The following is a 16610-nucleotide window of genomic DNA, read 5'->3' as shown; positions in this document are numbered from 1 at the left end:
ACAAAAGAATCCTTTAAACGTTTATTCATTTGTTATTGTATTCATAATACGTTCTTTAACATCCCATTTGACTGTAAACGTGACAAGCTGTTGTTTTTCACGCTTCTCATCATAACATTCAGTCAAGTAACCTTTTACTTGCTGAATTTGTTCAGCAATAAAGCCTGCTTCAAGTCTAAAGCTACGATTTTGAATTTGTAAAAGGGTTGGTTCATTCATTAAATGGAAAATGCGCCCATCTTTAGACTCCTTTGTCAATACTAGAGTACCCCAGCACGCATCTGCGAAAAATGCGATAAGTTCATCTTGACTTTTACAAGGAAACTTCCGCGCAAGCTCCTTGCCAGCCCAATATAGTACGTCATCCTCATGTTTACCAAGTATTGAAGATAGGACATGATCACGAATTAACTCATATCCAAATGATGAGATAGTATTAGATGGATTATTTAACATAGAAATCCTTCTTTCTTAGAATTTTCTTATAATTTAGCACCAATAAAGTAATGATAGATTTTTCGAGAAGAAACGACACGTTATGTACTAGATTACTTCTTTAATAAGGTCTAGCAAAAACTCTATGTTACCTTGACGCTCGTAGCTCTTGAGAGTACAATAAACATGTCATAATATTGTACCATGATGAAATACACAGTCAATGGAGTATCATTTACAAAATGATGACTTCTTTTGTTGTGCTATTTTAAGTACTAAGGGGGGTAACAGTCTTGTCGAAAGATCGAGAGTTTTTATGGCGTCGCTTACATTCTCTACTTGGGATCATTCCAGTAGGTCTGTTTTTAACGATGCACCTATTCATTAACTTTACAGCAACAGGCGGAGCAGAAAGTTACAATGATGCTACCGCAGTAATGGAAAAAATTCCATTTCTTATCCTAGTTGAGTGGATTGTCATCTACATTCCATTAATGTTCCACGCATTTTATGGTGTGTTCATTGCATTCACAGCTACACCAAATACAGGGCGTTTCAGCACATACCGTAACTGGATGTTCTCATTACAACGCTTCACAGGTGTATTTTTAGTAATTTTCATTGCATGGCATATTTTCCAAACTCGTATTCAAAAAGCGCTTGGTACACACGTTGATTACGACATGATGGCAAATATCGTTGCAAATCCATTTATGCTTGGATTCTACATTGTTGGTATTTTATCAGCAACTTTCCACTTAACAAATGGTTTGTGGTCATTCTTAGTAAGCTGGGGTATTACACAATCACCACAGTCTCAAAAGATTGCTACTTATGTAACAAACGTTCTTTTCGTAATTCTAAGTGTAGTTGGTGTGGCTGCTATTTTAGCTTTCGTATAATTCAATAGAAGCTACTATAAGAGTACATGCAATCATTGCAATTTTTTAAGAGGAGTGAGAAATAATCATGGCGAAAAGCAAAATAATTGTTGTCGGCGGCGGTTTAGCTGGTCTGATGGCAACGATTAAAGCAGCTGAAGTTGGTACTGAAGTTGATTTATTCTCATTAGTTCCTGTAAAACGCTCACACTCTGTATGTGCGCAAGGCGGAATTAATGGTGCCGTAAATACAAAAGGTGAAGGGGATTCTCCTTGGATTCACTTTGATGATACAGTATATGGTGGGGATTTCTTAGCGAACCAACCACCAGTTAAAGGTATGTGTGATGCTGCCCCTGGTATTATTCACTTAATGGACCGTATGGGTGTAATGTTCAACCGTACACCAGAAGGTTTACTTGATTTCCGCCGTTTCGGTGGTACGTTAATGCACCGTACAGCATTCTCAGGTGCTACAACTGGTCAGCAATTACTATACGCGTTGGACGAGCAAGTTCGTTCTCACGAAGTAGCTGGTTTAGTTAACAAATATGAACACTGGGAATTCCTTGGTGTTGTTATCGATGATGACGGCGTTTGCCGCGGTATCGTCGCACAAAATATGCGTACAGAAGAAATTCAATCATTCCGTGCAGACGCTGTTATTATGGCGACTGGTGGCCCTGGTATTATCTTCGGTAAAACAACAAACTCTGTTATTAACACAGGTTCTGCTGCTTCTATCGTATACCAACAAGGTGCTTCATACGCGAATGGTGAGTTCATTCAAATTCACCCAACAGCGATTCCTGGGGACGACAAAAACCGTCTAATGTCAGAATCTGCTCGTGGTGAAGGTGGCCGTATTTGGACATATAAAGACGGTAAACCTTGGTACTTCTTAGAAGAAAAATACCCTGCATATGGTAACTTAGTACCACGTGATATCGCAACACGTGAAATTTTCGACGTTTGTGTAAACCAAAAACTTGGTATCAACGGCGAAAACATGGTGTACCTAGATCTTTCTCATAAAGATCCACATGAATTAGATGTAAAACTTGGTGGTATCATTGAAATCTACGAAAAATTCGTAGGTGATGACCCACGTAAATTACCAATGAAAATTTTCCCTGCAGTTCACTACTCAATGGGTGGATTATGGGTTGACTACAACCAAATGACTGAAATTCCTGGTCTATTCGCAGCGGGTGAATGTGATTACTCTCAACATGGTGCAAACCGTCTTGGTGCTAACTCATTATTATCTGCAATTTATGGCGGTATGGTTGCTGGTCCAAATGCAGTAGATTACGTTAAACATCTTAAAAAGCATGCTGAAGATTTATCGCAAGATATTTATGATGCACGTGTTAAAGAAGAGCAAGCGAAATGGGATGCTATCATGAAAATGGACGGCACAGAAAACGCTTACCTTCTTCATAAAGAGCTTGGTGAGTTAATGACTGCTACAATGACAGTTGTACGCTATAACGACCAACTTGAAGAAACATATAAAAAACTTGGTGAATTCCAAAAACGTTGGGAAAACATTAACATCAACGATACACAAAAATGGAGTAACCAAGGTGCTCACTTTACACGTCAGTTGAAAAACATGCTTTACCTAGCGAAAGTAATGACAAAAGGTGCTTTACTTCGTAATGAATCTCGTGGTGCGCACTATAAACCAGACTTCCCGCAACGTGATGATGAAAACTTCTTAAAAACAACAATGGCGAAATTCGACCCTGCTACAGGCGAGCCAGTGATCACATATCAAGAAGTAGACGTATCATTAATCCCACCACGTAAACGTGACTACTCTGCGAAAGGAGACTAAGAATTATGGAAATCGCAGCTAATACTGGAAGAATGGTAAAAGTTGAAATTTTACGTCAAGATACACAAGGTGGCCAAAGCTACTGGCAGAAATTCGAAGTTCCTTACCGTCATGGTATGAACGTTATTTCTGTGTTAATGGAGATTCAAAAAAATCCAGTGATGGCAAACGGTGAAAAAACTACACCAGTTTCATGGGATATGAACTGTCTTGAAGAAGTTTGTGGCGCATGTTCAATGGTAATCAATGGTCGTCCACGTCAATCATGTTCAACACTGATTGATCAATTGACTGAACCAGTACGCCTTGAGCCAATGAAAACTTTCCCGGTTGTACGTGACTTACAAGTTGACCGTGATCGTATGTTCAACGCACTGAAAAAAGTGAAAGCATGGGTACCAATCGATGGTACTTATGATTTAGGTGAAGGTCCACGTATGCCAGAAGGTAAACGTCAATGGGCTTATGAATTATCTAAATGTATGACTTGTGGTGTATGTATGGAAGCATGTCCAAACGTGTCTGAAAAAGCTTCATTCATTGGACCCGCACCATTATCACAAGTACGTCTATTTAACACACACCCAACAGGTGCAATGATTAAAGACGAACGTTTAAATGCAATTATGGGTGACGGCGGTCTTGCTAACTGCGGTAACTCTCAAAACTGTGTAGCTGCTTGTCCTAAAGGTATTCCTTTAACAACATCTATCGCATCTTTAAACCGTGCAACAACAGTGCAAATGTTCCGTAACTTCTTCGGTTCTGACCATTACGTTGACTAATTGTACAATGCTACTCCCTTACACAATAGTGTAAGGGAGTTTTTTTATAGACTGTTAGATAGAAGATGAGTGAAATCGTGAATAAAACACTAAAATTTCTGATTTTTCTATCATAATTGCCTTTCTTCCTTTATAATGAATTTGTATTCATTTTTTAACGATGGTAATACGAATAGATTAACAGTAGGCAATCACACAAAGGGGTTGGGGATATGAAAGCAAATTATATTGAAGACTTTGAGAAATGGGCAGAGGATTTTTCATTTTATATTGAGGTACGTGTGCGTTTTTCGGAAACGGATATGTATGGGCATATGAATAATACCGTTAGCTTTACATATTTTGAACAGGCTAGAATCGATTATTTTAATCATTTAGGCATCTTAATGCCTTCTGCATTGGACGACAAGGTAAAGGGGATTCCGATTGTAGCAGATTTACAATGTGATTATCGAAAGCAAGTTTTCTTTAATGATGTACTTCGTATATATACAAAAGTAGCGAAATTAGGTAACTCATCAATGGATATCCATTACTTAGCGAAAAATCAAAAGGATGAAGTATGCTTTACAGGTCGTGGTACAGTAGTACAAATGGATCCACGAACAGGTAAAAGCGTGCCGATATCACAAGAAGAAAAGGCGCAATTAGCACAGTTAGCGATTATGTAATTTGCTATTCATTGAGTGCTTCATCCTTTTAAGTGAGGCAGAATGGAATATAGGCATGGATGGAGGTCGGCGTGGAATTTCTTGTGGCAGGTAACGCAGATTTTCCCGAGCATGCTCGAAAAAAGAAGCTAGGGCGTCAAGAATTCCATTTTTTATCTCATTTGTCGCGCGAAAAAGAAGAACTTCCGAAATTTTTGTGGAAACTCGGTGTATTCATGAAAATAGCCGTCACCGCTCAACACTCCTTAACATAAGTTACAATACGTGCGGGGGAGGAGGGTGTGACTGAAAATGAATGGCTCTCATCATCGTTCTCTTTTAACAAACCGAGAACGTGAAATATTTGCGCTTTTATTAGCTGAAAAAACAACGAGGGATATTGCAGAGCAGCTTGGTATTAGTGAAAAAACAGTGCGAAATCACATTTCCAATACAATTCAAAAGCTAGGTGTAACAAATCGATCTCAAGCGTTAATTGAGCTGTTACGCTTAGAAGAATTCAAATTAGACTAATGGACACTTGCTATTTCGTGAAAAAAACGACAAAATAGAACTATTCAACGCATGTTTAGGAGTGGAATAGTTATATGTCGGATGAAGTAACAAAGCACTCACCTGAAACCGTTGCAACGGTTGAAAAGGAACTACGCTATATTGCGGCCATTGTGAAGCAAAAAGGAAGAGAAATTGTTTCACAATATACAATTACGCCGCCACAATTTGTTGCATTACAGTGGTTAGAAGAGCTCGGTGATATTACAATTGGCGATTTATCAAACCGTTTATACTTAGCTTTTAGTACGACAACAGATTTAGTGGATCGTATGGAGAAAAATGAATTAGTCAAGCGAGTGCGTGATGAAAATGATCGCCGGGTCGTTGTCGTTCATCTTCTCGAAAAAGGCGAACGAATTATTCAAGAGGTTATTGAAAAAAGACAGCAATATTTGCAAGAAATGCTTGTAGGATTTAACGAACAAGAAGTCGCGCAATTATCGAGCTATTTACAAAAACTACATGTACACATGAAACAGGATTGAGGCGGAAAGTATGAATGCCCCGATAGGCGTTATTGATTCAGGAGTAGGCGGTCTAACCGTAGCAAAGGAAATAATAAAACGATTGCCAAACGAAACGATTTATTATATCGGTGATACAGCAAGATGTCCGTATGGTCCACGAACTCGACAGGAAGTACGGAATTTTACTTGGCAAATGGCCAAAGCACTCGAAAAAATGAATATTAAGATGCTCGTCATAGCTTGTAATACAGCGACTGCAGTAGCACTCGAAAGTTTACAACGTAATATGCCTTTTCCGGTACTAGGCGTTATTAATGCTGGCGCACGTGCAGCTGTAAAGAAAACGAAGCGACATGAAGTCGTTGTGCTTGCAACAGAAGGTACAATTAAAAGTGGGGCGTATGAAGAAGCCTTATTGTCTTTGAATACGTCTACCCACATTATTCCATTGGCTTGTCCAACGTTCGTACCACTAGTGGAAAGTGGCGAATATAAAGGACAATTTGCAAATAATTTAATTGCAGAAGGCTTAAAACCGTTAAAAAACGAACAATTTGATACGGTCATTTTAGGATGTACGCATTACCCGATTTTGCAAAAACAAATTGAAGCTGTCGTCGGAGAAGATGTTTTCGTGCTATCTTCTGCGGAAGAAACAGCAAAGGATGTCGAGGAAATGCTTGCGTATAATGGTACTTTAGCAGATACAAATGCTAAGCCCGCACATAAATTTTATGCAACGGGTTCTGTGCCGATTTTCCGTTCCATTGCAGAAAATTGGTTAGAACAAGGTACGCTTGACATACACCGTATTACATTAAAATAAAATCAGCTTAGCTTACGAGCTAGGCTGATTTTTTTAGTCGTCATTATATTGAAATAGACAATTTTACAAAAACAAATAAATCGCAACGAACATCGCTGCACTTCCTGCCATCACAAAGACATGCCATATTGCGTGGTTGTACTTTATTTTTTTGTTTTTGTAAAAAAATGTGCCAGCAGTATAAAAAATACCGCCGAGTAAAAGTGTCATAAACCCGTTGAATGAGATATAAGCGACCAATGGTTTATAGGCAAAGACAATCAGCCAACCCATGCCAATGTACACAATCAACGAGATTTTTTTGAAACGATGGACGAAAAATTGTTTTAAGACGATGCCGATAAAGGCAAGAACCCATTCGATGATAAATATGCTCATTCCTAATTTTCCATCTACGGCAATAAGCGCTACAGGTGTATATGTTCCTGCGATTAATAAGAAGATGGAGCTATGATCTAATTTTTTCAAAAGCACTTTATGTGTGGGCAGTGCATGATATAAGGTCGATGCTATGTATAAACAAAACATCGAAATACCAAAAATAATGTAACTAATAAGCTCGGTGCTTGTACCGGTTGTTAGAGCTTTATGCACTAATAGAAGGGTAGCAGGAACTGTTAAAAATGCACCGATTCCATGTGTTAGCGCATTCCAAAATTCTTCCTTTATGGTATAACTACTATGCTCAATTGTTGATTGAGACATGACCATCACCTCTTTCTTTATTATATTACTATAACAGCTTAAGATTTTTTATTGTAGATGAAAATGTAATGCAATTGATATGATAAATATCATATATTGCATGTAGTAAATCGTCGCATCAGTGGAAAATATGATAAAATAAGGGCGCGAAAGATTTTAGGAGGCACGATGAATGATGACAAGATTTGATGGTAGAGATGCAGATGCATTGCGTCCTGTGAAAATGGATAGCGAGTATTTATTGCATCCAGAAGGCTCAGTATTAATCCAAGTTGGAAATACGAAAGTAATTTGTACAGCAACAGTTGAAGATAAAGTACCAGGTTTTTTACGCGGACAGGGCAAAGGTTGGATTACAGCTGAGTATTCAATGTTACCTCGTGCCACAGCACAACGAACACCACGTGAATCGTCACGCGGGAAAGTGAACGGACGTACAATGGAAATTCAACGCCTGATTGGTCGCGCATTACGTGCTATCGTCGATTTAGAAGCGTTGGGAGAACGTACAGTATGGATTGACTGTGATGTGATTCAAGCAGACGGCGGAACACGAACTGCTTCAATTACAGGGGCATTTGTCGCAATGACACAGGCAATTGCCAAGCTTGCTGAAGAAAAACAACTAGAAAAATTCCCTGTTACTGATTTTTTAGCGGCTACAAGTGTTGGCATTGTTGAAGAGCAAGGTGCCGTTTTAGACTTAAATTATGTAGAAGATGTAGATGCAGCGGTAGATATGAATATCGTCATGACAGGAGCAGGCCTTTTTGTAGAATTACAAGGGACTGGTGAAGAAGCGACCTTTTCACGTGAGGAATTAAATAACTTGCTTGCATTAGGCGAAAAGGGCATTCGCGAGCTTATTGAACTACAAAAACAAGCGCTTGGAGAAATAGCTCATAAAGTAGGAGGAAACTGCTAATATGAAACAAGTTGTAATTGCTACAAAAAACAAAGGCAAAGCAAAAGATTTCGAAGCATTGTTTGGGCCTCTCGGTTATGAAGTGGTGACGATGTTTGATGTCGCACCAGACATGGAAATTGAAGAAACAGGCACAACATTTGAAGAAAATGCCGTGTTAAAAGCTGAGGCTTTAGCAAAAGAGCTTGCAACGATTGTTATTGCGGATGATAGTGGTTTAGCTGTAGATGCGCTTAATGGGGAGCCAGGTGTTTATTCGGCACGCTATGCTGGTGATCATGATGATGAGGCAAATATGGTAAAACTATTGCAAAATTTACAAGGTATAGAAGATAACAAGCGCACAGCTCGCTTTTGCTGCTGTATTGCTATTGCGGGACCTGATTTTGAAACAACAACAGTGTTCGGCACGTGCGAAGGTGTCATTGCACATGAAAAACGTGGAACTAATGGTTTTGGCTATGACCCTGTCTTTTTTGTTCCAAGTTTAAATCGTATGATGGCTGAATTAACACCAGAAGAAAAAGGGGCTATTTCTCACCGAGGAAATGCCATTCGCAAGTTAAAGGAACAATTGCCAAACCTTATTAAGTAAGAGGTGATATCCATGCAAATAGTGGTCATGAGTGATACACATGGAGATAGCCATGTAATTGACCAAGTACGTGGCTTTTATCCGCATGTCGAAACGATGATTCATTGTGGTGATAGCGAACTGCCTTTTTCCCATGCTGCATTAGATGGCATGAAAAAAGTGCGGGGAAATTGTGATCTTGATAAAGCTTTTCCAGAGGAAATAATTGTGCAAGTGGGAGATGCTGCCCTTTTTGTCACACATGGTCATTTATTTAATGTTAAATCATCCATGTTGGCATTATTGTATCGTGCAAAGGAAGTCGATGCACATATTGTGTGCTTTGGTCATTCTCATCTATTAGGTGCCGAAATGATTGATGATATCTTATTTATCAATCCAGGAAGTTTATTAAAGCCAAGAGGTGGCAATGAAAAAAGCTTTGCAGTTATAGATATTCAAGCTAGCTATTATCAGGTGGATTTCTTCACAGAGAACAATGATCGTTTGTCAACGCATACGTTTGTTCGCGCATAACTAAACTTATTAAAAACGCTTAAGATTCTATTAAAAGAGAGTTTAAGCGTTTTTCTATTTGTGGATTACAGCTTTGGAAAATACGTCCACGAATGAATTGCATGTTAGTAGAAAGACTAAATGAAAAGAACAAGGGTGATCAAATGACTAAGGCAAATAATATTGGTTGGAATTTTGATAATAGCTATGCTCATCTACCAAATTCATTCTATAGCCATCTTCAATTAAATCGCGTGCATGCACCTAAGTTGGCGATTTTAAATGAAGCAGTGGCAAAGTCCCTTGGATTAGATTATAGTGCGCTTCAACAAGAAGATGGGATTGAGGTGCTTGCGGGTAACGAGATACCAAAGGGGGCATTGCCGCTTGCACAGGCATATGCAGGACATCAATTTGGACATTTTAATATGTTAGGGGACGGTAGAGCACTTCTTCTAGGCGAACAAATAACACCTTCTGGGGAGCGCTATGACATCGGACTCAAAGGTTCAGGACGAACGCCTTACTCTAGAGGAGGTGACTACCAGCAGCACTTCTACCGATGCTACGTGAATATATTATTAGCGAAGCAATGTTTGCGTTAGGTATCCCAACTTCCCGTAGTTTGGCAGTAGTGACAACAGGAGAACCAGTACATCGTGAAACAGAACTACCTGGTGCGATTTTGACGCGTGTTGCAAGTAGTCATTTACGTGTAGGGACATTTCAATATGCGGCACAATGGGGTAGCGATGAAGAGCTTCAGAAGTTAGCTGATTATGCAATCCAACGCCATTTCCCAATGATTGAACAGACGGAAAATCGCTATTTGAGCTTGCTTCAAGAAGTTATGGGAAGACAGGCAGCCCTTATTGCCAAATGGCAACTAGTCGGCTTTATTCATGGTGTAATGAACACAGATAATATGACGATTAGTGGTGAAACGATTGATTATGGTCCTTGTGCTTTTATGGATCGTTATAATCCAGTAACAGTTTTTAGCTCCATCGACCGACAAGGACGCTATGCTTATGCCAATCAGCCGCCTATTGGAGGATGGAATATTACGCGTTTTGCTGAAACGCTCCTTCCACTTATCCATGACGACCCAGAAGATGCTGTAGCACTAGCTCAGCAAGTGATTGAGCAATATCCGCAGTTGTACTATACAAACTGGTTAGCAGGAATGCGCGCAAAGCTTGGTCTCTTTAATGAAGAACCGCAAGATGCCGCACTAATAGATGAACTTCTAACGTTAATGGAAAAGCATGAAGCAGATTATACAAATACATTCCGTTCACTAACGTTTCAAAGATGTGAAGGAACGACGCTTTTTGATAGTATGGAGTTTAAAAAGTGGTACGAACAGTGGCAAGCAAGAAGACAAAGGCAAGAGCCATCCAAAGCACAATCACAGCAGTTAATGCGAGACACCAACCCTGCTGTTATTCCGCGAAACCATCGGGTAGAGGAAGCGTTAGAAGCGGCTGTTACACGCGGTGATTATCGTGTTATGGATAAGCTATTACAGGTGCTATCTCAGCCGTACGCTCATTTAGCGGAACAAGAAGCGTATGCCACGCTACCAGCACCATCCAACTGTCCATACCAAACGTTTTGTGGCACATAATGGACTGTAAACAAAGGATTATTTCTTGTCCTTTGTTTTTATTTTGGTGTAACAAGGGGTAGCGGTAACAGCATAAAACCTTTGCGCATACGCTATGGATGACTAACAGAAAAGGAGACGGTGCAACGTGCATCAATATTCAAAAGGTTGGTTTGTCAAAGAGCTACGCGCAAGAGGGATTTTAGTGCATCCTCAATTAAAAACACATCTAGGCAAGTTTAAAGAATCTGAATTAAGGAATTTATATTACCGCTATGTGGAGCTACAACAAACCGATACGGAGCAATCATAGCTTTTTTCTCCAAGACGAAAAACCAGATTGATGGACAAATGCTGATTGTCGATGAATCTGGTTTTTTATTTATTATGAATAAAATTGGTAGCAAAACTGCATGACAATGGCATTTGCTATCATGTCTGACATGGCAAGTGCCTCTGCCTCTATATCATCAAACACTTGCACGTCTGATTGATAGTCTTTTTGAATCATCGTCACGGCTTCTTTTTTCGTTAAAGCTAAATGGCGATAAAACATTTGCTGCACAGCTTCTTTAGTTAAATATGGATTAATGGAACTTAAAAATATGGCAATGTCATCGGCATTACGATACCATTCTTGTTCTTTAGCCGCTGCTGTTGCCGCATCTCCTTTATTCGCCGCTGTAACAAGCTGCGCTGCAATAAGTAAATGCTCTTTTATTAGCTCTGCATAGCGATCTGCTATTTGATCGCCGTAAAAGGGGCGCAGACAATTACCTAAATCCGTCGCATTGCGTAAAAGACGTGCTTGCACAAATGGTAAATCCGGCAAATTAAAGACAATACTTATAATGGTCATCCTCGTCCAATTAACATGCTCCATCCACAACAGTCGATTCATCGCCATAAAATCAGCCTCTGCTTTACTAATGCATCTGCGATGATCCTGTTGCGGCTGTAAAAAGTGCCGAATAGGCGCTGTATACTGGTTGGATGGAGCCGTATAGATGACGCTTAAAGAATTCCGGGAATAGCTGTTTGAATATGGAAACAATGCACATTCACTCCCTTAAAAAATTCATTCTAGTGTAGAATACTCTACACGATCCTTGAATGTGCAAGAATCCAGATGCGTCCATTATTCCTCATAGATCATTTTCTTTGTCATGCCTCCATCGACCGTAATATTAATCCCTGTGACAAATCGATTCGCAGGATTTGTTAAGTACAGACATGCTTGTGCAATATCTTCCGGCACACCAACACGCCCTACTAGATGTTGTTCATGATCGCTAGCACGTAGCTGTTCATAATCACCGGTTTCAATCCAACCAGGTGATATACAATTGACCGTAATGTTATCTGGACCGAAAGAGCGGGCTAATGCATGCGTTAACGCTACAATACCGCCCTTGGAAGCGGCATACGCTTCACTATAAGGCTCAGACATAAAAGCCCGTGTAGAAAGAAACAATCGAACCTCCAAGCTCATTTGTCCGCATGATTTTAGCCGCTTCTCTAGAACAGAATAAAACACTCGTTAAATTCGTTTGTAAAAGATTATGCCACTGTGCAACCGTAATATCATAAGGTGACACATGCTCAAACTTACCCGCATTATTAATTAAAATCGTAATCGTCCCAAAATGTTGGACCGTTTGCTGCATTAACGCAACAATATCTTGTTCTTTTGACACATCCGCCTCCACAAACAATGCCGAATACCCTTGTTCATTACACTCTTGCGCTAATTGATGCCCCAGCTCTACATTCACATCTGCAATTACAACCTTGGCACCACGCTGTGCATATGCACGCACAATCCCTTCTCCAATTCCTTGCGCACCACCAGTCACCACAACCACCGACTTTTCAAACATACACATACCTCCATTTTTGCTTATTATTTTAACAAAAAATAAGACAATGTAATGCAGTGAAATAACATAAAGAAAGCTATAGCATCATACAATAAATAGGTATATAATATTTTCAAGGCAAACCTTGCCTCCATAGTAAAATTCATGTTGACATTATGTAATAAAGGACATATAATAAATATTGTCTTTCCTAAGAGGTTTTTAGGAACACACACACCATGTCTCAGTAGCTCAGCAGGATAGAGCAACTACTTTCTAAGCCGTCGGTCGGGGGTTCGAATCCCTCCTGGGACGTATCAAGGTTCAGATAGAATAAGTTTGAACCAACTGAAAAGCGCTTCAAATCCTTTAATATCAAAGGTTTGAGGCGCTTTTCCTTTTTTTGAGAATACGTTAGAAAAGGATAGAAAATGAAAAGTTTCTACACATTTTCTACACAAGAAAAAGTATTATGAAGTCGCTTCTTAACTGTTATTACACTAAGCCGTTAAAAGGTTAAGTGTAACTATTCGGATTCAATTAGCCGAAGTCCTCATTAAACACTATTCTTGAATGCCATCCATCGTTCTTAATGAAATACTTTGTAATTCAGAATGGAATATATGTAAATTGGAAATGAAAATGTGTAAAATGAAGGGGCTGATTGTTATAGCGTTTTATGAAGATAAAGAAATTTACTGCTATAGTTGACGTAAAAAGACCTTATTTACACGTAGAGATTTGCATAAAAATATTGGAGTAGACAGTCATTGTAGTGAATGTTCAGGCATTTGGTTTGAGTGGCAAAATCGAGCCGTGGAGCGGGAAATGGAAAAGTGGATTGAATATTACCAAAGTGTCGTAAATTAACTTCAATAGAACCTCTAGGCACAGGTTATGAGTTCGATGTGGTATTTTAATTAGACTGTTTTCTTAAAGATTGTTGCTAAACAAAACCTTGAGAGGCAACAAAAAAACAGAGTTAATCTAACTTAACGGGTTTACTTCAGAGGTGCAAACAAGTAAATATCTAGTCAAAACGCACAGTGTTTGGCATATGAAATCACTGTGCGTTTTTTTTGTTAAATCAGGGTATTACACTTTATTTAATTTTTCACATATGGAAACGCACCCTAAATCACACTGATGGAAATAATTATTGTAGAGTATGTTAATTTGTACGTGATTTATATGGTGAATTGTATGGAGAAAAAGAAAAACAGAATAACATTATGTGATAAAATACAATTAAATGTCATTAAAGTAATTATAGGGAGACCTAAAATGAAAAAGAAAACAAACTATTTAGCCTTACTTTTAACGGTCATCTTTATGGTTGGTTGTACGAACGTAGAAGATGTATCCATTACAGATGGAGAAACAGATTCACAAGAAGTATCCACAGTTAATACAGATGAAAATAACAAAAAAGAAGAAATTATCACTACGGTTGTTGATGAACCTGTAGTAGAGGAAACACCAACCCAATCAAATAATGAATTGTTTTCAGAATACAAAATAATTGAAGTTGATGGTGGTAATTTGTCTGGATATCGTGAACCTAACGTCGTCGTTGACATTGGTTACGGAGACCGTGAATACTGGGCATTTACTAATGAATACGGGCAACTAGTACGTGTCCTTGCTGACGAAATCATTCTACAAGATGATAGTAAGGAACCTGTATTAACTAATGGCAGATACTATTCTGATGAAGCAAAAGTGCCTGGCGTCGAAAGTACGTTTCTAGATGAAGGACATGTAATTGCAGATTCTCTCGGAGGGGTATCGAATGCTTATAATATAACCTCGCAAAATAGTACCCTCAACCGACATGGTGATCAGGCTTATATGGAAGACGCAATCCGTAAAGCAGGTGGAGCTACTAATTTTGAAGCAATTATCACATATCCGAATACGGAAACGCAGATTCCTTCAAGCTATCAGTATACCTATACAATAAACGGAAATGTCATTACAGATTCATTTGAAAATGTGAATCCAGATGAAGTAAACGAATCTCTTGGACTAACCGGAAATAAGGAGTCCGAGTCCAAATCAGCAAGTTCTTCAACAAATGAAGGTGATCTTTCTAGTGTTGATACAAATGGTAATGGTATCGTGACAATCGCAGAAGCAAAAGTAGCTGGTTTCAGTATGCCAATAACTAGAGAACACTGGTTGTACAAATATATGCAAGATCGTGATAACGACGGTATTGTAGGTGAATAAGCCCCTAGAACTTTGAGGCAAAATAAATGAACGAAAGAACATTTTCCTCGTTGGATGATTTATAACGATTTGCAAATAGATGTCTGTACAGGAACACTTGAAGTTAAACGTCTTATCATCTATAAAATTTGTACCGTGAAAATATAATTATTTTTCACTAACGGGTAGCTTTAATAAAACAAGAATATCTTTTCGCTGGTTTATTTTGATGTACAAAACCATCAAGAGGGTTTTGGCGATACAATGTGAAATGTTACACTTAAACTAACACAGCAGTTTAGTAGAAATTTAGTATTGTTCAACTGCTACAAAATACGAGGTGATCACGTGGAAGTGTTTTTTTCAAGACCAGGTAAAAAAGAGGAAATTAAAGATAGACTTATTACAGACATAAAATATGCAAAAAAAAGATTATTAGTATCTGTTTATTCTTTGAAAGACCCTGAAATAGCGGAAGTTATAGATAAGTCTAAAGCGTTAGATAAAAGAATTGTATATAATCATCAAGTAAATCTAAATGAAACTAAAATTGGGAAAGTAAGTGTTCCACTTATCCAAAATAAAAATTTTATTAAAGAAAATTGTGCGCCTTTAGGAAATTCTTTTAGTCAAATGCATCACAAGTTTATTATTATTGATAATATTCTTTGGACAGGTACATATAATTTATCATTTAACGCTAATGCTAACAATTGGGAAAATATGATGAGGATAACAGAAATGGATGTAATAGAAAAATTTATTGGAGAATTTGATAAGATGTTTGTTTTTTCAAAGGCTATAGAAGATAAATTGAACTTAAATAGGTGCAAAGAATGTGGGGATGAAGTTGAAGACCCATACGAACATTTTCGTATTAAGTATTTAACTTTACATAATAATATGGTTGTTATTAAAAAAGGATCTTCTTGCTTCTATTATGAAGATAGAATTATAGTGACTTCTGACGATCATAATTACGATTCGTTTAATATCTCTAGTACTACTACATCCGGTTATAAAGCTGAATGCTTAAAAAATATGTTAGATTTTAAATGGGCAGAATGTTATAAATGTAAAGAAAAAGGTATAGAGGGACATATGCCTGTCGTTTATAGACGATTTGTTAACAATGTAAAAAATGAAGACGATAACTCTTGGACGAAGTTGGACAGTAGCAGTCTTATAACACATCCTGACAAGATTACATGTTTAGAGTGTCTACATTCAATTATTGTTGAGGAATCCAAATTAAATTCTCTTGATTCAACGAAGGAAATTAAATTTTCCCATAGTAATTTCACCGAGGATCCAGAGTAGTATTGCAACTCTCTTACTAAAATAATGGGAGAAGTGGTCGAAGCTGAATCACTAATTTAAAATGCTACTATGAATTAATACATTGTTCAACTCCCATGAAAGAACGTAATAATCTTTCATTTTTTGTGGTGAAGTGCTGATTTTTGCGCTTCATGGATGGCTAACGGGGGCGTTAAAGATCTTTGAGTTGCATCTGCAGCTCTTTTTTATTGTACTAACAACGCAGTTTTGTTAAATCAGACCATCTTTTCGATGATCTATTTTTACGTCCAAAACATAAATAAGGTTTCGGCTATACAATGTGAAATGTTACACTTAAATTAACGTAAGCAGGTTAATTTAAGAAGGAAACAATCTTTCCAACGTCTAATATAATCGGATGGACTCGATATATATCATCAAAAAACCTATTATTTAAAGATGTTTTT

The 16610-nt window shown here is 38.1% G+C and carries 17 protein-coding genes, 1 tRNA gene and 2 pseudogenes; 16 read left to right on the top strand and 4 right to left on the bottom strand.

The genetic code is table 11. The annotated features are described in order from the left end of the window. Positions 1 to 21 precede the first annotated feature (21 nt). Positions 22 to 456 carry a YslB family protein gene (locus LO754_RS17090; protein WP_024363275.1) on the bottom strand — a complete coding sequence of 145 codons (435 nt, stop codon included), beginning with the start codon at positions 454 to 456 and terminating at the stop codon, positions 22 to 24. Positions 457 to 728: 272 nt separating this feature from the next. Here LO754_RS17090 and LO754_RS17085 point away from each other — a divergent pair, with 272 nt between their 5' ends. The 8 genes from LO754_RS17085 to racE all read left to right on the top strand — a co-directional run bounded on the left by LO754_RS17085 (position 729) and on the right by racE (position 6463). Beyond that, positions 729 to 1337, top strand: coding sequence for a succinate dehydrogenase cytochrome b558 subunit (locus tag LO754_RS17085; protein ID WP_024363274.1), 609 nt, complete (start codon positions 729 to 731; stop codon positions 1335 to 1337). Between the two features lie 67 nt (positions 1338 to 1404). Beyond that, positions 1405 to 3159, top strand: coding sequence for a succinate dehydrogenase flavoprotein subunit (gene sdhA, locus LO754_RS17080; protein ID WP_024363273.1), 1755 nt, complete (start codon positions 1405 to 1407; stop codon positions 3157 to 3159). A gap of 5 nt (positions 3160 to 3164) precedes the next feature. After that, positions 3165 to 3944, top strand: a complete 780-nt coding sequence (gene sdhB, locus LO754_RS17075; RefSeq protein WP_024363272.1) for a succinate dehydrogenase iron-sulfur subunit — start codon at positions 3165 to 3167, stop codon at positions 3942 to 3944. A 212-nt stretch (positions 3945 to 4156) separates the two neighbouring features. Continuing rightward, positions 4157 to 4615 carry an acyl-CoA thioesterase gene (locus LO754_RS17070; RefSeq protein ID WP_024363271.1) on the top strand — a complete coding sequence of 153 codons (459 nt, stop codon included), beginning with the start codon at positions 4157 to 4159 and terminating at the stop codon, positions 4613 to 4615. Between the two features lie 71 nt (positions 4616 to 4686). Then, positions 4687 to 4869 (top strand): hypothetical protein, encoded by a 183-nt coding sequence (locus LO754_RS17065; protein ID WP_231784883.1) that lies wholly within the window; start codon positions 4687 to 4689, stop codon positions 4867 to 4869. A 37-nt stretch (positions 4870 to 4906) separates the two neighbouring features. Then, positions 4907 to 5128 (top strand): helix-turn-helix domain-containing protein, encoded by a 222-nt coding sequence (locus tag LO754_RS17060; protein ID WP_004226437.1) that lies wholly within the window; start codon positions 4907 to 4909, stop codon positions 5126 to 5128. Between the two features lie 74 nt (positions 5129 to 5202). Further along, positions 5203 to 5655: a MarR family winged helix-turn-helix transcriptional regulator gene (locus LO754_RS17055; protein ID WP_024363269.1), complete on the top strand. Its 453-nt coding sequence runs from the start codon at positions 5203 to 5205 to the stop codon at positions 5653 to 5655. Positions 5656 to 5665: 10 nt separating this feature from the next. Further along, positions 5666 to 6463 carry a glutamate racemase gene (gene racE / locus LO754_RS17050; protein WP_024363268.1) on the top strand — a complete coding sequence of 266 codons (798 nt, stop codon included), beginning with the start codon at positions 5666 to 5668 and terminating at the stop codon, positions 6461 to 6463. A 63-nt stretch (positions 6464 to 6526) separates the two neighbouring features. Here racE and trhA read toward each other — a convergent pair whose 3' ends face one another. Further along, positions 6527 to 7168 (bottom strand): PAQR family membrane homeostasis protein TrhA, encoded by a 642-nt coding sequence (trhA, locus tag LO754_RS17045; protein WP_231784882.1) that lies wholly within the window; start codon positions 7166 to 7168, stop codon positions 6527 to 6529. Positions 7169 to 7343: 175 nt separating this feature from the next. On the opposite strand from trhA, the gene rph reads away from it, so the two are divergent. The 5 genes and pseudogenes from rph to LO754_RS17020 all read left to right on the top strand — a co-directional run bounded on the left by rph (position 7344) and on the right by LO754_RS17020 (position 11105). Further along, complete coding sequence (rph, locus tag LO754_RS17040) at positions 7344 to 8093, top strand: ribonuclease PH (protein WP_231786348.1); 750 nt, start codon at positions 7344 to 7346, stop codon at positions 8091 to 8093. 1 nt (position 8094) lies between these two features. Next, positions 8095 to 8688 carry an XTP/dITP diphosphatase gene (locus LO754_RS17035; RefSeq protein WP_024363265.1) on the top strand — a complete coding sequence of 198 codons (594 nt, stop codon included), beginning with the start codon at positions 8095 to 8097 and terminating at the stop codon, positions 8686 to 8688. A gap of 12 nt (positions 8689 to 8700) precedes the next feature. Next, positions 8701 to 9204, top strand: coding sequence for a metallophosphoesterase (locus LO754_RS17030; RefSeq protein WP_025220265.1), 504 nt, complete (start codon positions 8701 to 8703; stop codon positions 9202 to 9204). 143 nt (positions 9205 to 9347) lie between these two features. Then, a pseudogene (locus LO754_RS17025) lies at positions 9348 to 10813 on the top strand (protein adenylyltransferase SelO). A gap of 127 nt (positions 10814 to 10940) precedes the next feature. After that, positions 10941 to 11105: a DUF2639 domain-containing protein gene (locus LO754_RS17020; RefSeq protein WP_231784881.1), complete on the top strand. Its 165-nt coding sequence runs from the start codon at positions 10941 to 10943 to the stop codon at positions 11103 to 11105. 72 nt (positions 11106 to 11177) lie between these two features. Here LO754_RS17020 and LO754_RS17015 read toward each other — a convergent pair whose 3' ends face one another. Together LO754_RS17015 and LO754_RS17010 are read right to left on the bottom strand one after the other, a co-directional pair. After that, on the bottom strand, positions 11178 to 11846 hold the full coding sequence (locus tag LO754_RS17015) for a hypothetical protein (protein ID WP_231784880.1): 669 nt from the start codon (positions 11844 to 11846) through the stop codon (positions 11178 to 11180). An 84-nt stretch (positions 11847 to 11930) separates the two neighbouring features. Then, positions 11931 to 12672, bottom strand: a pseudogene (locus LO754_RS17010) (SDR family NAD(P)-dependent oxidoreductase). Between the two features lie 220 nt (positions 12673 to 12892). Between LO754_RS17010 and LO754_RS17005 the strand changes: the two are divergent. The 3 genes from LO754_RS17005 to LO754_RS16995 all read left to right on the top strand — a co-directional run bounded on the left by LO754_RS17005 (position 12893) and on the right by LO754_RS16995 (position 16182). Then, a tRNA-Arg gene (locus LO754_RS17005) sits at positions 12893 to 12966 on the top strand. A gap of 969 nt (positions 12967 to 13935) precedes the next feature. Beyond that, on the top strand, positions 13936 to 14883 hold the full coding sequence (locus tag LO754_RS17000) for a DNA/RNA non-specific endonuclease (RefSeq protein ID WP_231784879.1): 948 nt from the start codon (positions 13936 to 13938) through the stop codon (positions 14881 to 14883). Between the two features lie 327 nt (positions 14884 to 15210). Further along, the gene (locus LO754_RS16995) at positions 15211 to 16182 is read left to right on the top strand and encodes a phospholipase D-like domain-containing protein (protein WP_231784878.1); all 972 of its coding nucleotides are present in this window, start codon (positions 15211 to 15213) and stop codon (positions 16180 to 16182) included. The last annotated feature ends 428 nt before the right edge of the window (positions 16183 to 16610 follow it).

The organism is Lysinibacillus sp. GJ-1 (assembly GCF_021166035.1).
Taxonomy (GTDB): domain Bacteria; phylum Bacillota; class Bacilli; order Bacillales_A; family Planococcaceae; genus Lysinibacillus; species Lysinibacillus sphaericus.
This window is presented reverse-complemented; position numbering and strand designations above follow the sequence as displayed.